15 protein-coding genes are annotated in these 17674 nt (G+C 64.2%); 3 read left to right on the forward strand and 12 right to left on the reverse strand.

The genetic code is table 11. The features are described from left to right. The 9 genes from BP68_RS18265 to BP68_RS18305 form a co-directional block, all read right to left on the reverse strand. Nucleotides 1-920 (reverse strand): electron transfer flavoprotein subunit alpha/FixB family protein (locus BP68_RS18265; protein ID WP_496372740.1); only part of this gene is annotated, 920 nt, incomplete at its 3' end. A gap of 25 nt (nucleotides 921-945) precedes the next feature. Then, entirely contained in the window at nucleotides 946-1695 is a 750-nt protein-coding gene (locus BP68_RS18270) for an electron transfer flavoprotein subunit beta/FixA family protein (protein ID WP_496374432.1), read from the reverse strand. Nucleotides 1696-2032: 337 nt separating this feature from the next. Further along, entirely contained in the window at nucleotides 2033-3628 is a 1596-nt protein-coding gene (locus BP68_RS18275; RefSeq protein WP_496374434.1) for a GMC family oxidoreductase, read from the reverse strand. Between the two features lie 8 nt (nucleotides 3629-3636). After that, a complete protein-coding gene (locus BP68_RS18280) occupies nucleotides 3637-5034 on the reverse strand; it encodes an FAD-binding oxidoreductase (RefSeq protein ID WP_496374436.1) in 1398 nt (465 codons plus the stop codon). A gap of 2 nt (nucleotides 5035-5036) precedes the next feature. Then, nucleotides 5037-5849 carry a shikimate dehydrogenase family protein gene (locus tag BP68_RS18285; protein ID WP_496374438.1) on the reverse strand — a complete coding sequence of 271 codons (813 nt, stop codon included), beginning with the start codon at nucleotides 5847-5849 and terminating at the stop codon, nucleotides 5037-5039. A gap of 4 nt (nucleotides 5850-5853) precedes the next feature. Beyond that, nucleotides 5854-7299 (reverse strand): aldehyde dehydrogenase family protein, encoded by a 1446-nt coding sequence (locus BP68_RS18290; protein ID WP_496374440.1) that lies wholly within the window; start codon nucleotides 7297-7299, stop codon nucleotides 5854-5856. A gap of 21 nt (nucleotides 7300-7320) precedes the next feature. Beyond that, nucleotides 7321-8106 (reverse strand): SDR family oxidoreductase, encoded by a 786-nt coding sequence (locus BP68_RS18295; RefSeq protein ID WP_496374442.1) that lies wholly within the window; start codon nucleotides 8104-8106, stop codon nucleotides 7321-7323. Nucleotides 8107-8108: 2 nt separating this feature from the next. Next, on the reverse strand, nucleotides 8109-9086 hold the full coding sequence (locus tag BP68_RS18300; protein ID WP_496374444.1) for a Bug family tripartite tricarboxylate transporter substrate binding protein: 978 nt from the start codon (nucleotides 9084-9086) through the stop codon (nucleotides 8109-8111). Between the two features lie 32 nt (nucleotides 9087-9118). Continuing rightward, the gene (locus BP68_RS18305; protein ID WP_496374446.1) at nucleotides 9119-11377 is read right to left on the reverse strand and encodes an arylsulfatase; all 2259 of its coding nucleotides are present in this window, start codon (nucleotides 11375-11377) and stop codon (nucleotides 9119-9121) included. A 102-nt stretch (nucleotides 11378-11479) separates the two neighbouring features. Between BP68_RS18305 and BP68_RS18310 the strand changes: the two genes are divergently transcribed. Continuing rightward, nucleotides 11480-12901: an aminotransferase-like domain-containing protein gene (locus BP68_RS18310; protein WP_496374448.1), complete on the forward strand. Its 1422-nt coding sequence runs from the start codon at nucleotides 11480-11482 to the stop codon at nucleotides 12899-12901. Here the strand turns inward: BP68_RS18310 and BP68_RS18315 are convergent. The 3 genes from BP68_RS18315 to BP68_RS18325 all read right to left on the reverse strand — a co-directional run bounded on the left by BP68_RS18315 (nucleotide 12885) and on the right by BP68_RS18325 (nucleotide 15806). Then, nucleotides 12885-14117, reverse strand: a complete 1233-nt coding sequence (locus BP68_RS18315; protein ID WP_496374450.1) for an anaerobic sulfatase maturase — start codon at nucleotides 14115-14117, stop codon at nucleotides 12885-12887. The two genes, BP68_RS18310 and BP68_RS18315, sit on opposite strands and share 17 nt — an antisense overlap. 344 nt (nucleotides 14118-14461) lie before the next feature. Further along, entirely contained in the window at nucleotides 14462-14758 is a 297-nt protein-coding gene (locus tag BP68_RS18320; protein WP_496374452.1) for a YciI family protein, read from the reverse strand. Nucleotide 14759: 1 nt separating this feature from the next. After that, complete coding sequence (locus tag BP68_RS18325) at nucleotides 14760-15806, reverse strand: cyclase family protein (protein WP_496374454.1); 1047 nt, start codon at nucleotides 15804-15806, stop codon at nucleotides 14760-14762. Between the two features lie 73 nt (nucleotides 15807-15879). Between BP68_RS18325 and BP68_RS18330 the strand changes: the two genes are divergently transcribed. Both BP68_RS18330 and BP68_RS18335 read left to right on the forward strand, forming a co-directional pair. Next, the gene (locus BP68_RS18330; protein ID WP_496374456.1) at nucleotides 15880-16629 is read left to right on the forward strand and encodes an IclR family transcriptional regulator; all 750 of its coding nucleotides are present in this window, start codon (nucleotides 15880-15882) and stop codon (nucleotides 16627-16629) included. 17 nt (nucleotides 16630-16646) lie between these two features. Further along, nucleotides 16647-17618: a Bug family tripartite tricarboxylate transporter substrate binding protein gene (locus BP68_RS18335; protein WP_496374458.1), complete on the forward strand. Its 972-nt coding sequence runs from the start codon at nucleotides 16647-16649 to the stop codon at nucleotides 17616-17618. Nucleotides 17619-17674: the final 56 nt, after the last annotated feature.

Consider the following 17674-nt stretch of genomic DNA (forward strand, 5'->3'; position numbering starts at 1 on the left):
ACCAGTTCCGGCACGGCCGCGAACAGGTCTGCCTCCAGCCCGTAGTCCGCCACCGAGAAGATCGGCGCCTCCGGGTCCTTGTTGATCGCCACGATCACCTTGCTGTCCTTCATCCCCGCCAGGTGCTGGATCGCCCCCGAGATGCCGCACGCGATGTACAGCTGCGGCGCCACGATCTTGCCCGTCTGCCCCACCTGCAGGTCGTTCGGCGCGTAGCCCGCGTCCACCGCCGCCCGGCTCGCGCCAATGGCCGCGCCCAGCTTGTCGGCCAGCGGCGTGATCACTTCCTGGAACTTCTCCGCACTGCCCAGCGCACGCCCGCCCGAGACGATGATCTTGGCCGCCGTGAGTTCGGGGCGGTCGCTCTTGGTCACTTCGCGGCCCACGAAGCTGCTCTTGCCGCTGTCGGCCGCCGCAGCCACGGTCTCCACCGCGGCGCTGCCGCCCATGGCGGGCGCGGCGTCAAAGCCGGTGCCGCGCACGGTGATGACCTTGACGGTATCTGCGCTTTGCACGGTGGCGATGGCGTTGCCGGCGTAGATGGGGCGCTCGAAGGTGTCGGGGCTCACCACCTTGGTGATGTCGCTGATCTGCGCCACGTCCAGTTTGGCCGCCACGCGCGGCGCGACGTTCTTGCCGCTGGCGGTGGCCGGGAACAGGATGTGGCTGTAGTTGCCGGCGATGGCCAGCACCTGGGCGGCGAGGTTTTCCGCCAGGCCGTCCTTCAGGGCGGCGCCGTCGGCGTGGATGACTTTGGCGACGCCGGCGATCTGCGCGGCGGCCTGGGCGGCGGCGCCGGCGCCTTCGCCGGCCACCAGCACGTGCACGTCTGCGCCGCATGCGGCGGCCGCGGTGACGGTGTTGAGGGTGGCGGCCTTGAGGCTGGCGTTGTCGTGTTCTGCAATGACGAGTGCGGTCATGTTCTGTTCTCCTTCGTGCCGTGCCTTAGATGACCTTGGCTTCGTTCTTGAGCTTGTCCACCAGGGTGGCCACGTCGGGCACCTTCACGCCGGCGCCGCGCTTGGCCGGCTCAACCACGCTCAGCGTCTTCAGCCGCGGGGCCACGTCAACGCCCAGCTCTTCGGGCTTGACGGTGTCCAGCTGCTTTTTCTTGGCCTTCATGATGTTGGGCAGCGTGACGTAGCGCGGCTCGTTCAGGCGCAGGTCGGTCGTCACCACGGCCGGCAGGGCGAGCTGCACGGTTTCCAGGCCGCCGTCGACTTCGCGGGTGACGCTGGCCTTGCCGTCCGCCACTTCGACCTTGGAGGCGAAGGTGGCCTGGGGCAGGTCTGCCAGCGCGGCCAGCATCTGGCCGGTCTGGTTGGCGTCGTCGTCGATGGCTTGCTTGCCCAGGATGATGAGGCTGGGCTGTTCCTTGTCCACCAGCGCCTTGAGCAGCTTGGCCACGGCCAGGGGCTGCAGTTCGGCATCGGTCTCCACCAGGATGCCGCGGTCCGCGCCAATGGCCATCGCCGTGCGCAGCGTCTCCTGGCACTGCGCCACGCCGCAGCTGACGGCGATGACTTCGGTGGCAATGCCCTTTTCCTTCAGGCGTACGGCCTCTTCGACGGCAATCTCGTCAAAGGGGTTCATGCTCATCTTCACGTTCGCGATGTCTACGCCCGTGTTGTCCGATTTCACTCGGACCTTCACGTTGTAGTCCACCACGCGTTTGACGGGGACAAGAATTTTCATGGTGTGTCGCTTTCAGTGGAAGTTATTTGTCGAACTGGATGTGCGCCTGCCTAGCAACTATCAGCAAGGGCGACACTATGCTGCACGGGCGCCCTTCGATCAGATCGTCGACCGAGAAATCAGCACATCGTCAAACTGGCCGCACTCATGCACAGGCAAGTGCGCGCACGATGCGAGTGGCTACGGAAGGGGCTGCCAGCATTGGTCGTACACGCGGAAAAATGCGTCCCAAATCTGCGCTGCTTGCCATCGCCAAACGCACGGCACGGCTGCCGGACCATTTCGCTTGGATGACCGGCGTGCACAGGGCGTTGGAGGTCTGCCCCATGCCGCCAGGTCAGCGCTGGTGGTCCTCCATGATGAGGTCCGCCCCCTTCTCCGCCACCATCATCACTGCCGCCTGGATATTGCCGGACACCATCTTCGGCATAACCGAGGCATCCACCACACGCAGCCCCGATAAGCCGCGCAGCCTCAGCCGCGAATCGACAACGGCTGCATCGTCCTCGCCCATGCGGCAGGTACCCAGTGGGTGGTAAATGGTCTGCCCGTTCTCCCGCGCAAACGTCAGCCAGTCGGCATCGCTCAGGACCTGCGGCCCCGGACTCATCTCGTGCGAAATGAACTGCGCCATGGCAGGCTGGCCAACGATGTGGCGGGCCAGCTGCATGCTGCGCACGATGCACTGCTGGTCCACCTCGCTGCTGAGGAAGTTCGGCCGGATGGAGGGCCCTTGCAAGGGGTCGGCCGACTTGGCGTGGATGCTGCCGACGGATTCCGGGCGCAGTTGGGCCACGCCGATCGTCATGCCGGGCGCACGGTCGAGAATCCGCTCTGCGGCATTGGCATAGCTGGCATGCACAAAAAAGTACTGGGCGTCGGGCGCGGGCAGCTCCGGGCGTGACTTCACGAAGCCGTGCACCAGGCCCGTTCCCAGCGTCAGGATGCCGGTGCGAAACGCCAGGTACTGCGACACCACCGCCGCCAGCCGCCAGCCTCTCGACATTTCGTTGAGCGTGACCGTGTTCTTCACGCGCCAGTTCATGCGCGTGGCGAAGTGGTCGATGTAGTTCTCCCCCACACCCGGCAAGGCATGCTGCACAGCAATGCCCAACGACTGCAGCAGCGTCGGCTGACCGATGCCCGACAGCTCCAGGATCTGGGGCGTCTGCACCGCACCCGCCGCCATGATGACCTCGGCGTGCGCCCGCACGCTGACCTCCTGGCCATAGCGTCGGTAAGTGATGCCCACACACCGCCGGCCCGCCAGGTCCACGCGCAGCACATGCGCATCGGTCACAATCGTCAGGTTGGAGCGCTGCCGCGCAGGCTTGAGGTAGGCGTCGTACGCACTCCAACGACGCCCGCCATGCTGGTTCACCTGGTAGTAGCCAAACCCCTCCTGTTCGGGTGCGTTGTAATCGTCGTTCAACCGCTGGCCGCCCTGAACGGCCGCCTGCATGAAGGCATCGGCGATCGGGAACCGCTCCTGGACCTGCTCCAGATGCACCGGGCCGCTCTTGCCCCGGGTGCTGCCACCTTGTGGATAGCACTCGAGCTTGCGGAAGTAAGGCTCGACGTCCTGAGCACCCCAGCCCTTGGCGCCGGCATCGCGCCAGGCGTCATAGTCCTGCGCCTGCCCGCGCACGTAGATCATGCCGTTGATCAGCGTCGAGCCTCCCAGGCCCCGGCCGCGCGGCACCGAAATGACCCGGCCCTTGGTGTTCTCTTCGGCTTCGGTCTTGAAGAGCCAGTTGTACTTGCGGTTGGTCAGCAGCTTGCTGAACCCCGCAGGGATCTGGATCCACGGGCTGCGCGGTTCCCCGCCCGCCTCGACGAGCAAAACGCGGTGCTTGCCCGAGGCCGTCAGCCGATTCGCGAGCACGCAGCCCGCCGTGCCTCCGCCCACGATGACGTAGTCATAGGTGTCCATGGTGCTTCTCAGGAATTCAGATGGGGTGTGAGGACCTTGCCGGGGTTCAGCAGGCCGGCCGGATCGAGGGCGCGCTTGATGCGCTGGGCTAGTTGCAGTTCGGCGGCGGCGCGGCAGCGCGCGAGTTCGCTCACGCGGTACTGGCCTATGCCGTGCTCGGCCGAAATGCTGCCCGCGTGCGCGACCACCAGGTCGTGCACCCGGGCATTCAAGTCCGTCGCATCCAAGCCCGGCGGGATGATCACGTTGTAGTGGATGTTGCCGTCGCCGGCATGGCCGAAGGCATTGACCCGGGCGCCGGGGTAATGCTGCTGCACCATGGCATCGGCTTGCTGCAGGAAATCCGCGATCGCCGAAATCGGCACCGACACATCGTGCTTGAGCGAACGCCCTTCCCGGCTTTCCGCCTCGGAAATCGATTCGCGCAGCGCCCACAATTCGGCAGCCTGTCGCTCGGACTCCGCGACCACGCCATCGGTGGCGTCGCCACTCTCCAGCAGGGCGCCCAGTAGTTCCTCGGTCGCGTCACGCAGGCCTGGCAGAGAAGAACTCGCCTCCAGCAACAGGTACCAGTCCGATGCGCCCAGCGGTGCCTTCAGCTGCTGGTGACGCTGCACCAGCTCCAACGCCGCACCGGACATCAGCTCGAACCCGGTCAGGGTATCGCCGATGGCTTGCCGGGTGGCACGCAGCACCTCCAGCGCCTGAGCGGCGGTCGGCACCGCCAGCAGGGCCGTGACGCGGTGCGCGGGCATGGGCGTGAGCTGGAGCACGGCGGCGGTGACGATGCCTAGCGTTCCCTCGGTGCCGATGAACCATTGCTTCCAGTCATAGCCGGCGTTGTCCTTGCGCAGCCGGCGCAGGCCGCTGACGATCTGGCCGTCGGCGGTCACAACCTCCAGGCCCAGCACGCGGCTGCGCGCCATGCCGTAGCGCACGACGTCGGTACCGCCGGCGTTGGTGGAGATCACGCCACCGATGCGTGCCGATCCCTCGGCCGCCAGGCTGATCGGCAGCAGCAGGCCTTGCTCCGCGGCGGCCTCCTGGGCCACCTGCAGAATGCAGCCAGCCTCCACCTCCAGGGTTTCGCCCACCACGTCGAGGTGGCGTATGGCGTTCATGCGCGCCAGGGACAGAACGACCTGCCGCCCGCTGGCGTCCGGCGTGGCACCGCCGGACAGGCCGGTATTGCCGCCGTACGGCACCACGGGCACGCTGGCCTGGGCGCACAGACGCACCACCTGGGCCACTTCCGCGGTGCTGCGGGGCAGCACCGCGCACAGGGGAACGCCGTGGAACATGTGGCGCCAGTCATGGCTGTAGGGGGCGAGATCGGCGGCATCGGTGACAACGCCGCGCTCGCCCACTACATCGCGCAACCGCGCCAGGAATTCGGCTTCAACCATATTCAGGCTCCGCCCGTCGGCATTGCGCCGCTCATGAATGCCGCCATCAGCTCGATCTGGCTGGCCAGCATGGGGGCGCCGAAGTGGATGCGGCAGCCCTTGGCCTGGGCGGCCATCAGCAGCGGCGTCTCGGCTGGTTGCATGATGATCTCCGCGACGACTTGGTGCGGCTCCAAGCGGTCCGCATCCAGCGGCAGCGCATCGCTGGTGCCAAGGCCCAGGGAAGTGGCATTGACAACCAGGTCGTGACCAGCCGGATCCTCGCTGCCAACGGCCATGGTCAGCGATGGATGACGGCTCGCAATGCGATCAATCAGTTGCTGCGCCTTGTAAGCCGTGCGGTTGGCAATGGTCAGGCGGCTCACGCCAGCGCTGGCAAGCGCGAACGCGATCGCCGATGCGGCGCCTCCAGCACCGGCCAGATAGGCGCTGCGCCCGGCCGGGTCCAGGCCCTGGCTGCGCAGTCCGGCGACGAAGCCCTCGCCGTCCAGCATGCCGCCACTCAGGCGGCCATCGGCCGTGCGATGCACCACGTTCACCGCCCCGATCAGGCGTGCCTCGGGCGTCACCTCGTCGCACAGGGCGACGATGGCCGTCTTGTGCGGAACGGTGACAACGAAGCCACCCAGGTTCTGCATCGCCCGCAGGCCTTGCACCGCCTGCGCCAACCCCTCGGGCTTCACATGCAGGGGCACCATGACGCCGTCGGTCTGGCGCTCGGTGAACAGCTGGTTGATGCGCTGCGGCGTTTTGACGTGGTGGATGGGGTCGGCCAGGATGCCAAAGATCCGCGTGCTGCCGGTGATGTCTCGCATGATGTCAGGCCTGGGTGTAAGAGGTCTTGGTAGCGGTGTAGAACTCGCGCGCATACGTTCCCTGCTCGCGCGAGCCGTAGCTGGAGGCCTTGCGACCGCCAAACGGGGCGTGGTAGTCCACGCCCGCCGTAGGCACGTTCACCATCACCATGCCGGCCGTCGAGCGACGCTTGAAGTCGGTGGCATGCTTCAACGAGGTGGTGCAGATGCCTGAGGACAAGCCGAACGGTGTGTCGTTGGCGGTAGCCAGGGCTTCCTCGTAGTCCCTGACGCGGATGACCGTGGCCACCGGGCCGAAGATCTCCTCGCGGTTCACGCGCATGGCGTTGTGCGTTTCGGTGATCAGGGCCGGTGAGAGGTAGTAGCCCGGCGTGGCGCGTTGCAGCAGTTCCCCGCCCGCCACCAGGCGCCCCCCCTCCTGCTGAGCCAGATCGATATAGAAACGATCCTGGTCCAGCTGGTCCTGCGACACCACGGGGCCAATGTCCGTGCCTGCCTCCAGTGCGTTTCCGACCTGGAGCGCCGCCATGCGTTCGGCCAGCGCTGCGACGAAACGGTCGTGAATCCCCTCCTGCACGATCAGGCGGCTGGATGCCGTGCAGCGCTGGCCTGTGGAATAGAAGCTGCCTTGCAAGGCCACCGTGACGGCGATGTCCAGATCCGAGTCATCGAGGACGATCAGCGGGTTCTTGCCGCCCATTTCAAGCTGCACCTTGGCCCCGCGCTCCATACAGGCCAGTCCGACACTGCGGCCCGTGCCGGTTGATCCTGTGAAGCTGAGCGCACGCACCTTGTGCGAGCTCGCCAGGGTCTGCCCCACCTTGGAGCCAGGCCCCATCACCAAATTGAAGATGCCAGGAGGCAGCTGACCGGCCCGCACGATGATTTCCGACAGCGCCCAGGCGCTGCCCGGCACCAGGTCGGCCGGCTTGAACACAACGGCGTTGCCGTAGGCCAGCGCCGGGGCGATCTTCCAGGCCGGAATGGCGATCGGGAAATTCCAGGGGGAGATGATGCCCACGACGCCCTCGGGCTCGCGCGTCACCTCGACCTCGACGCCGGGCCGGATGGAGGGCAGCTTCTCGCCGCCCAGCCGCAGCGCTTCGGCCGCAAAGAACTTGAAAACGCGCCCGGCGCGCACCACCTCGCCAACGCCCTCGACCAGCGTCTTGCCCTGCTCGCGCGAGAGCAGCCGGCCCAGTTCGTCCCGGCGCGCCAGGATCTCCGAACCTATGCGGTCCAGGGCATCCGCGCGTTGCTCGGCCGTGCACCCGGCCCAGACCCGCTGCGCGTCGAATGCCGCGTCAATGGCGATCTGGGTCTGCCGTGCGTCGGCTCGGACGTATTCACCCACGACATCGCGGGTGTCCGACGGGTTGATGTTGGGCGCGATCGAGGCTCCCTCGGTCCAGGCGCCAGCGATGTAATTGAGATGCGGTGTGGTTTGCATAAGGCGGGTTGGTTGTCGGTGTCAGGTCATGAGCCAGCCGCCGGCCACGTCGATGACCTGGCCGGTGATGAAACTGGCCTGATCCGAAGTGAGGAACAGGCAGGCGTCGGCCACCTCGTCGGGGGTACCCAGACGCCGCAGCGGCGTGACGGCCACGACCGCGTCGTTGGCCGCCTTGGGCGCGCCGGCGACCATGGGGGTATCGATGCGCCCGGGTGCCAGCGCATTCACTGTGATGCCATGCGGCCCGAGCTCACCGGCCATGTGCCGGGTCATGCCGATGAGTGCGGCCTTGGTGGTGCTGTAGTGCGCGGCGACGATGTCGAGGTATGCCTTGCCGGCGACCGACGACATGGACACGATGCGCCCGAACCGGCGCTGCACCATGCCCGGAGCCAGCAAACGCGTGAAGTGGAAGACGCTGTTCAGGTTGACGTCGACCACCTGGCGCCATTCGGCGGGGTCCATCTGCCAGATCGGCGCCGGCAATCCCTGGTGCTTGGGCGATATCCCGGCGTTGTTGACGACGGTGTCCACCGGCCCCAGTACGGCCTGCGCCGCATCGCACGCGGCCTGGCACTGCGCAAAGTTGCCGACATCGGCCTGCGCAAAGTGCACTCGGCCGCCCTCCTGGCGCAGGCGCGCCGCCAGCGCTTCACCGGCGGCTGCATCGCGGTCCACCAGACAGACGGCAGCGCCCGCTTGCACATAGCGGCTGGCGATCGCCGCGCCTATGCCGCCGCACGCCCCCGTGACCAGCACAGTCCGCCCGGCGTGGTGCGGTGTGTTGTGGCTTGCTTCCATCATGGTCAGAACTTGATGTTGGCCTGCTTGACCAGGGCGGGCCAGCGCTCGCGCTCCAGCTCGATCAGGGCCTTGAGCTCTGCTTCACCGCTCAGCTTCGGTATGGCCCCCAGTTTGCGGATCGACTCCCGGAATGCCTCATTGGCGGACAGGCCGACGATGGCCTTGTCAAGCTTCTCACGCGCGCCCCGCTCCAAGCCAGCAGGCGCCACCAGTGCGAACCAGGCATCGACCACGAAGTCCTTCAGCCCCAGTTCCTGAAGTGTGGGCACGTCGGTCAGCACCGGCACCCGGGCTGCACTGGTCACGGCGATGGCCCGCACCTTGCCGCTCTGAATGAAGGGCAGCACGGACGGCAGGTTGTCAAACAACATGTCCACCTCGCCCCCCAGCACGGCGGTGATGGCCGGTCCGGCGCCCTGGTAGGGCACATGGGACAGGTTCAGGCCGGTGCGGACCTTGAACAGCTCACCCGTCAGATGCGGCCCATTGCCCGTCCCCGTGGAAGCAAAGAAACTGCCTTCTTTCTCCTTCCCCTTGAGATAGTTGATCAGTTCGGCATAGTTCTTCACGGGCATCTTGCTGTTGACAACCAGCACATTAGGCATCGTCGCCAGCAGGCTCAAGGCCGTGAAATCCTTGCGCGAGTCATAGGGAATCTTGGTATACGAGGCGTAGTTGAGCGCCAGGTTGCCAGCACTCCCCAGCCCCAGCGTGTAGCCGTCCGGCGATGCCTTGGCGACCGCATCGGCGCCAATGCCTCCGCCAGCGCCGGGCTTGTTCTCGATGATGACGGCCTGCTTGAGTCCATCCTGCAGTTGCTGGCCCACGAGCCGCGCCAGCAGGTCCGTCGTGCCACCGGGGGGATAGCCGACAACGAGCTTCACCGGTTTGGTGGGGTAGTCCGCCGCCTGGGCCACTGACAGCGGCAGCGCACATCCGAGTGTTGCCAGTGCGGCGATCAGGAAGTTTCGTTTGATCATGATGCTTGTCTCCTTCTGGGTTTTCGTTGGTTTCACTGCTGCTTGAACACCGTCCACAGCTTGCCGACGCCATCATCGGGTGGGCCATCGCCCACCTCGACGACCATGCGATGCAAGGTCGCGTTAAAGCGGAACGGTGGCTTGAAGGCCTCGCTGATCGGCACGCCCGCAAGGCCGCAGGTCAGGCCTGCAGTGGTGCTGTAGGTCCACCACGTCTTGGGCAGGTCAAGCACCGCCATTTGCCGGCCATCGACGCACAACGCCACCTGCCCTGCGTGGCTGCCCGTGCGCTTGAAGTTCAACTCCACAACGGCCGAGTCCGTGGGCAGCGGCGTGCTCATGCGGTAGCCCTGCACCTCGGAATAGAGGTACTCGTACACCAGCTCACCGGCCTGGCAGTACAGGACAAAGCCGGCAAAGCGGCTGCCCCACGAGAAGATGACGCCCTCGGTCTGCGGCACCAGCGCGGACAGTTCCGCACGGATGGTGTAGTCGCGGTCGCTGATTTCCGGCACCATGAAGCGGTCGATGCGCGCCATGTCCGGCTGGAATTCGTAGCGCGACCGCTTGGTGGTCATCAGGAAGTCACGCGCACGTTCAGCCTCGCGGTCATCCAGCGGCAGCACGCCGAAGCGATTCGCCTGCTGCCACCAGATGTCGACCAGTGACTTGAGCTTGTCGGGATGCTGCGCGGCCAGGTCGTTCGCCTCGGTGAAATCCTCGTTGAGCTTGTACAGTTCCCAGCGGTCATCCACCGCGTAGTCGGCACCCTTGGCATGCTTGACGACGGCCTTCCATCCCTCATGCCACACGGCGCGGTCGCCCAGCAGTTCGAAGTACTGCGTGGTCTTGGCCGTTGGCACGGTCGCGTCGCCAAAGGTATAGCGCATGCTCTGGCCGTGCATGGCCAACTGGTCGATGCCCCGGTAGACGCGCGGCGCCTCGACGCCGATGCAGTCGAGCACGGTGGGCATGACGTCGGTGACGTGGTGGAACTGCGTGCGCACCTCGCCGCGGCTGGCGATGCCGGCAGGCCAATGCATGATCAGCGGCGCGCGGATACCGCCACCGTGCGTGTCCTTCTTGTACCACTTCAGAGGCGTGTTGGAGACCTGCGCCCAACCCATGGGGTAATGGCTGAAGGAGTATTCACCGCCGATGGTGTCGATGCGCGGCAGCATGGCCTCGACCGTCTCCTGCTCATGTGTCATGTGCTTGCGCATGTTGATGGCGCCCAGCGCCCCACCCTCCGGACTCGCACCGTTGTCCGAGATCAGCACGATCATCGTGTTGTCCAGTTGGCCAATCGAGCGCAGGTAGTCGACCAGACGGCCAATCTCTGCATCGGTGTGCTCCAGGAACGCCGCAAAGGTTTCCTGCAGGCGGCAGCCCACGAGCCGCTGATCCTCGGGCACATCCTCCCAATCGACCACGCCCGGATTGCGTGGTGCCATTTCGGCACTCTCCGGCACCACGCCCAGCTCCTTTTGCCGCGCAAAGCGCTCCTCGCGAATCTGATCCCAGCCCCGGTCATAGCGCCCACGGTACTTGCCTATGTAGCTGTCCGGCACCTGGTGCGGCCAGTGGCAGGCACCAAAAGCCAGGTAGCTGAAGAATGGACGTCCGTTGGTGGACGTGACGTGGTCGCGGATCTGTCCGATCGTGCGATCGACCAGGTCGGTAGACAGGTGATAGTCCTCGCGGGACTCGAAGTGGAAGGGGTGGTTGTCTTCGTACAGCTCCGGGTTCCACTGGTCGATCAACGCGCCGTGAAAGCCATACCAACGCGAGAAGCCCCGCCCCAGCGGCCAATCGTTGTGGGGACCAGCAGCGCCGTAATCCGCCAGATTGGTCAAATGCCACTTGCCGCTGGCATAGCAGCCGTAGGCATGCTCACCCAGCACCTCGGCCAGGGTGGCGGCCTTTGGGGTGATGCGCCCCTGGTACGCCGGAAAGCCATTGGCCCATTCGGAAATGATGCCCACGCCGACGGAGTGCGCGTTGCGCCCGGTCAGCAAGCAGGCCCGCGTGGGCGAGCACATGGCGGTCACATTGAAATTGCTGTAACGCAAACCGCCGCCAGCCAGCGCGTCGATGTTGGGCGTGTGGATTTCGGAGCCGTAGCACCCCAGGTCGGAAAACCCCACATCGTCCAGCACCAGGAAGACCACGTTCGGGGCATTCGGTGGCGCTTTCTGTTGTGCGGGCCAGTGGGGCACCGAGTCCTTGTAGGTCTTACCGATCTTGCCTTCGAACTGTTCGTTCAGGCTCTGCTGCTGAGGCTTTTCCATGCGTATCTCCTAAGTCTTTCTCGACGCTGCAGCGAGTCTATTGATCCGTACCATTTATGCAGTGGTACAGTTCCATGCAACAGTAGACGTTCCCAAAAAAGCATGAGCAACCACGCTCTTCCGCTGGCTGAGCGCATCGCCACCGACATCAAGCGCCAGATCGCACTGGGCCAGTTGCTGCCCGGCAGCAGCCTGGCGTCGCTTCGCGACCAGGCTCAAGCCTGCGGCGCCGCGAAGAACACCGTCGTCAAGGCCTACGAGATGCTTGTGGCCGAAGGGTTTATCGAGCCACGCCGAGGTTCCGGCTTCTATGTGGCGGGCCGAGATCCACGCCTGCGCGTGACGGACGGATGGGCTCCGGCACTCGACCTGGCGCTGAGTGCAGTGGGCATTGAACGGCACGAGATGGACGTCGTCCACGGTAAGCCATCCCTGGGTGAGGGCCTTCCGCCCTCGGCCTGGCTTGAGGGTTGCCGGCTCGACCGCTACATGCAGAAAATCGGCCGCAGCGGCCTGGGCACGGTCTTTCGCTACGGCGACCCTGCAGGCTACCTGCCGCTGCGCAAGAACATCGCCGCCCGCCTGCAGGGCTTCGGCATGACGGTTACCCCGTCGCAAATCGTGCTCACCCAAGGCGCCTACCAAGCCGTTGACTTGGTTATCCGGCATCTGGTCCGCCCAGGCGACCATGTACTGGTCGACGATCCGGGCTTCTACCCGACCTTCAACAAACTGCGGCTACAGGGCGCGCAGATTCACGGCGTGCCCCGTACTCCCGAAGGCCCCGACATCGGCGTGCTTTCCCTGCTGCTGAAGCAGTACAAGCCGCGCCTTTTTTTTACGCAATCCTGCGGGCACAACCCAACGGGCAGCGACATGACGGGCCCAATGGTGCAGGAGCTGACCGAACTGGCACAGCGGCACGGCCTTGTCATGGTGGACGACGACGCTCTTGCTGATTTCGCACCGCCACGCACCCCGCGCATTGGAGGGGGCGACCAGCTCGAGCAGTCCATCTATGTTGGCAGCTTCTCCAAGTCACTGTCGAGCGTGGTCCGCGTCGGCTTTCTGGCATGCAGGCCTGAGCTTGCGCGCGAACTCACGCAAGTCAAAACCATCGTCAGCCTCAACAGCTCCCTCTACGCCGAGCGCACGGTCGACGCGGTCATCACCGAAGGGCGCTTTCGCAAGCACGCTCTGGCCCTGCGCGCCAAGACACGCAATGCCACGCGCGCCGCACTGTCGCTGTTTGACGCCAACGGTATCGAAGCCTTCACCCGGCCAGAGCAAAGCCTGTACCTGTGGGCACGGCTGCCTGGAGTGGAGGATTCGCTGCCCTTCGCCCGCCAAATGTTTGCGCACGGCGTTGCAATGGCACCGGGCGCCATCTTCAAACCTGACCCGACGTCGCGCACTCCCTGGTTCCGCTTCAACGTCGGATTTCTGGGCCCGGAATCGGCGATCAGCCAAGTCATCGCCGCAGCTTCATCGCATCGCCGTGGCGCACTCAGGGCTGGATCATGATTTCATCGACATAGCGCCCTTGGCGCAGCAGTGAAACCATGGCCTTCATCGGCGGGTCTATGTGCGTGAAAAAGGCCTTGTAACCGGCACACAGGTAGTTCAGTCCAGGCGCGCCGTCGGGTGTTTCGATGAACCGATTGCGCGGGCACTCCCCATAGCATGCAAAGAGCACTGGACACTGTTTGCAGTACTGCGGGAGCGTATCGAACTTTGCATTGCCAAAGCGGCGCTGCTTCTCCGAAGCCACCAGTGTCGCCAGCGGTGTGTCCTTGATATTGCCCAGCCGGTGCTGCGGCTCCACGAAATGGTCGCAGGAATACACGTCTCCGTTGTGCTCCAGCGCCAGAGAGGCGCCACATGTCGGCGCAACAACGCAGCTGTTGTGCTGGCCCAGCCAGCTTCCCAGCGCCACGTCGAACGTCGTCACATACACCTGCCCCACATCGCGCTGCACCCATTCGTCAAAGATGGCGATCAGGAAGCTGCCGAACTTCTCGGCGGGCACCGATCTGGCTGTCACGCGCGAGCCCTCCTGGCGGTACAAGGGCCTGTCCTTGCCCTTCAGGCCGCCCCAGCCTTGGTTGGCCAGCACGATCGTCTGCTCGGTCGCGCGCTCTACGATCGGGATGAGCTGGATGTACTGCGCCTTGAGCTCATCGCGGAAGAACCGATAGACCTCCAGCGGGTGGTCCGCATTGCCGGCATGCACCGTGCACAGGACATTGGTTTCGACGCCATGCCGCCGCAGGCAGTTCCACCCCTGCAGCACCTGCTCGAACGAGCCCCGCCCCTTCCGATCCACGCGGTAGAGATCGTGCATGGACGGCGGCCCATCGAAGCTGACGCCGACCAGAAAATTGTGCTGCCGAAAGAAGCTCGCCCACTCGTCATCCACCAGCGTCGCGTTGGTCTGCATGGTGTGCAGAATCTGCTGATCCACCCGGCGGTACTTCTCGGCCAGCTCTACCGAGCGCCGGTAGAAATCGAGACCACGCAGCATGGGCTCGCCCCCCTGCCATGAGATTTCAACCTGCGGCCCACCCGAAGACTCCAACAGTTGCCGGATGTAGGTTTCCAGCGTCGCATCGTCCATGAAATAGCTGTCATCGGGGTACAGGTTTTCCTTGGACAGGAAGAAGCAGTAGGTGCAGCCCAGGTTGCAAGCCGCTCCTGCCGGCTTGGCAAGAAGGTGATAGTGCTGCTGTTGTGCTTGCATGAGGTACTCCGAAGTGGTTTACGGCCTGTGCGCCGACGGCCTGGAGAGGAGGTACGCACTCATGCGCGGCGCAGGCCCAGGCATGGCAACCTGACGGATGAAATTCTATGAACACGCGCTCAACGGCAACGGTACAGTTCCGCGAAACAGTACGCGCCCCCTCCCGACACCAGCATCTCATGGCAGAGTCATTCGGAGCCTTCTGTAGCCGACGGGCCTTACAGAGTTCGGCGCAATGCGTCAGCCACAGCCGTACATTGCGAACTCCCTTGGGGCCGCATCAGCTCTGCCCCCTGCACCGGAACGAAAGTCAGGCGGCACTCGGCGCAAAGCTCCAATGCGCTTTACAGATGGCACTCCCCCGCCACGTAGGCCTTGCGCCAGCGGGTGATCTTCACCTCCTTGAACAACTGCGCCGCGTAAAACGGATCTGCTGCGATGAACGCCTGCGCCTCTTCGCGCGTTCCCACATCCAGCACATACAGCCCACCGCCTTGGTCAGACCCGTCGTCGTTCAACTTGGCACCGCAGGCAAGCAGGAGGGCCTTGTGGGCCTCCAGATACCGCAGGTGTTCCGCGCGATGCTCCATGCGAAGGGCAAGGCTGTTGGGCTTGTCAAATGTTTCAACGATGTAGGGCATATCAAACCGTGGCGATAGGAGTTACAGGCGATCCGACAGCACCCGGCAGCCGTAGCGGAGGTGCGGTCAGCAAGAACGAATGGCGATGATGGGCACGCAGCCAGTCGGCCAGCTCGGTGAGGTACCACAGTTCCCCCAGCGGCAGTCCAAGCTTGAACATGCAATGGTGGTGCAAAGGCAGGATGTGGCAGCAGTTGGGCCCAATCTTGGCGGGATGCTCCTCCACGGCGTAGTTGTCCGCAGCGATGGCGGCGATCTTGGACTCGGTCACCCACGCATGGATTCGCTCGTCGTTCCCGTCCAGTACCGCGCACATGTGGTGCGCCAGATGCGGATCGGGGTTCTTGTTCATCTCCAGCAGCCGCTGTGCAAAATTCGTGCGCAACAGCACGATGTCCCCCTGGCGGATCTCGATTTGATCTTTCTCGATCACCGCCATGAGGTCGTCGTAACCGACCAAACGGAAGTCATCCCCAAAGTGGTGGAACAGATCGATCACCACGCCGCGCCCCTGCACGCCCTGGGCCGCGATCACGGAGACATCCAGTGCCTTGGCATGGCTGGAAGTCAACCCCGTGCGCCGCTCCTTGAAGCATCCAGACTCTTCGAAGTCCATAAGCCCCAGGATGTCGATGTTGGGCCGAAAGCCGTTGTAGTACACGCGTTCGGCATGGCCATCGGCATCGGCATCGAACAGCGCTCCCGCATGCGCCAGGCCATCCCATTGCGTGGAGTACTGAAGGTACATGGTGACCTTGTCGTCGCTCAGCACATCCATGGCCCCCGGATAGAACTTCCCGATGGGGAAGTTCGTGTAAAGCATGCCTTGCTTTTCCGTAGGCTCCAGCATGGGGGGATGGCGCCGCTCGTTCAGCACATTGCCTCCCGGTACGTCCAGGGGCAGGGAGAGACAGAAGGTCTTGCCGACCCGCACTTCCGCAACCGCGCTGCGCACGGCCTCGCTTGTCAGATAGTTCAGCGTGCCCAGTTGATCATCCGCACCAAAATCCCCCCAATTCGAGCCTTCAGGCCTTTTCTTCCAACGCATTCCCGCTCCTTCTTAGATAGCACTTCACAAGGTGTTGCCCCTTCAACTTTATCGCATATAGAATAGATTTGTCATGGACGTGAAAACCGCATCGAGAGTTCTGGACGTATTCAACCTCTTCGCCGACGAGCGCAGACCGCTGACGTACAGCGAGATTTCCCGTCTGCTGGAGATCCCCCTGTCCAGTTGCCATGGCCTGCTCAAGACGATGGTCGGCCACGGCTTCCTCTATGACTTCGGCTCCCGGCAGGGCTACTACCCCACGCAACGGCTCCTGCACATCGCCACCACGATTTGCAGCGCAGACCCCTTGATCAACTACTTCACTCCGGTGCTGCAAAGGCTCAGAAACACGACCGAAGAAACAGCGATCCTGGCCAAGCTGGCAGAAAGCCGCGTCGTGTACCTCAACACCGTCGAGTCCAAGAAAACCATCCGATACAGCCATGAGGTCGGCGGCTTCAAGCTGATCAACGCCACCTCGACAGGCAAGGCGCTGTTCGAGGTCATGACCGATGCCGCCCGGAAGTCCCTCATGACGGCCCTGGAGCGGGACTACCAGCTTCCCACCGAGCGAACGATCAGGACCGCCGAAGCCTTCCTGGCCGACATCGCGTGCGGCACCCAGCGCGGCTGGCAGTCGTCCTACGGCGAGAACGTGGACGACGTGATGTCCATCGCCAAGGGATTTCTGATCAACGGCGAACCGTACTGCCTAGCAGTCGCCGGCCCCCTGGAGCGGATGCGCGCCAACGAGCAATCGATGGGTGCAGTGCTCATCAAGGTCGTCGGCACCTTACCCAAAAACATCACCGGAAATTAACCACAAAGGAGATCATCTTGTTCAAGAAAACCGCGCTCTACGCAGGCATTGCCGCCCTGGCATGCACCGCCCATCTCGCTTTTGCCCAGGACTACCCGACGAAGAGCATCCGCACCATTCTTCCGTTTGCGGCAGGCGGGCCTACCGATGCGATTGGCCGGGTCATCGCCAATCAGATGAGCGCGGATCTTGGACAGGCCATCTACATCGAAACCAAGCCGGGCGCCAGCGGCACGCTGGGTGCGGCCGAAGTGGCGCGCGCCAAGGCAGACGGCTACACGCTGCTGATGAACGCCTCCGTCCAGGTGATCTATCCGGGCATGTTCAAGGCCCTGCCATTCGACCCGATCAAGGACTTCGAGTTTGTCGGCGTGCTGGGCACCGTTCCCATGGTGGCCGTGGTGCCCCCGAACTCCCGGTTCAAGAAGTTCAGCGACGTCGTCAAGGCCGCGAAGGAGGAGCCCAAGAGCATCAGCTACGCGTCTCCCGGTGTCGCCACCATCCCGCACCTCGTGGGCGAACTGGTGTCGCTGGAAGCCAAGGCACCCATGACCCATGTGGGCTACAGGGGCACCGCCCCGGCCTTGACCGATATTGGCGGCGGCCATGTGGACCTGTTCTATGCACCGCTGGCTCCCGCCATGCCCTTGATCAAGTCCGGCAAGATCAAGGCACTGGCGGTCACGACCAAGGACCGCATCGCGGACCTGCCGGACGTGCCCAGCATTTCCTCGGAACTGGGCCTTGGCGGGTTAGATGTCGTGACCTGGTATGGACTCTGGGCCCCCAAGGGCACGCCCAAGCCAATCCTGGAAAGGCTCAACCAGGCGCTGCTCAAGGCATCCAAGGCGGAAAAGGTCATGGAAACGCTCAAGGCACAGGGCACCATCTCCAGCTCGATGAACCTTGAACAAGCCAACAAGTTTGCGCTGGAAGAAAACAAGAAGTGGGTCGGCGTGATGAAGGCCGCCAACATCCAGCCAGAGTAACGCCTTCAGGCAAGGGGCCACAGCCGCGCCGGCTCTCGCGGCCCCACTTCTTGCCT

This window comes from Diaphorobacter oryzae DSM 22780 (genome assembly GCF_059568935.1).

Excerpts from the sequence above, each read along its gene's own strand:
- BP68_RS18295 (WP_496374442.1), bottom strand. The coding sequence starts at position 8,106 with ATGATGGAAGCAAGCCACAACACACCGCACCACGCCGGGCGGACTGTG.
- BP68_RS18325 (WP_496374454.1), bottom strand. The coding sequence starts at position 15,806 with ATGCGTTGGAAGAAAAGGCCTGAAGGCTCGAATTGGGGGGATTTTGGT.
- BP68_RS18330 (WP_496374456.1), top strand. The coding sequence starts at position 15,880 with ATGGACGTGAAAACCGCATCGAGAGTTCTGGACGTATTCAACCTCTTC.
- BP68_RS18290 (WP_496374440.1), bottom strand. The coding sequence starts at position 7,299 with ATGCAAACCACACCGCATCTCAATTACATCGCTGGCGCCTGGACCGAG.
- BP68_RS18275 (WP_496374434.1), bottom strand. The coding sequence starts at position 3,628 with ATGGACACCTATGACTACGTCATCGTGGGCGGAGGCACGGCGGGCTGC.
- BP68_RS18310 (WP_496374448.1), top strand. The coding sequence starts at position 11,480 with ATGAGCAACCACGCTCTTCCGCTGGCTGAGCGCATCGCCACCGACATC.
- BP68_RS18280 (WP_496374436.1), bottom strand. The coding sequence starts at position 5,034 with ATGGTTGAAGCCGAATTCCTGGCGCGGTTGCGCGATGTAGTGGGCGAG.
- BP68_RS18305 (WP_496374446.1), bottom strand. The coding sequence starts at position 11,377 with ATGGAAAAGCCTCAGCAGCAGAGCCTGAACGAACAGTTCGAAGGCAAG.
- BP68_RS18270 (WP_496374432.1), bottom strand. The coding sequence starts at position 1,695 with ATGAAAATTCTTGTCCCCGTCAAACGCGTGGTGGACTACAACGTGAAG.
- BP68_RS18315 (WP_496374450.1), bottom strand. The coding sequence starts at position 14,117 with ATGCAAGCACAACAGCAGCACTATCACCTTCTTGCCAAGCCGGCAGGA.
- BP68_RS18300 (WP_496374444.1), bottom strand. The coding sequence starts at position 9,086 with ATGATCAAACGAAACTTCCTGATCGCCGCACTGGCAACACTCGGATGT.
- BP68_RS18320 (WP_496374452.1), bottom strand. The coding sequence starts at position 14,758 with ATGCCCTACATCGTTGAAACATTTGACAAGCCCAACAGCCTTGCCCTT.
- BP68_RS18285 (WP_496374438.1), bottom strand. The coding sequence starts at position 5,849 with ATGCGAGACATCACCGGCAGCACGCGGATCTTTGGCATCCTGGCCGAC.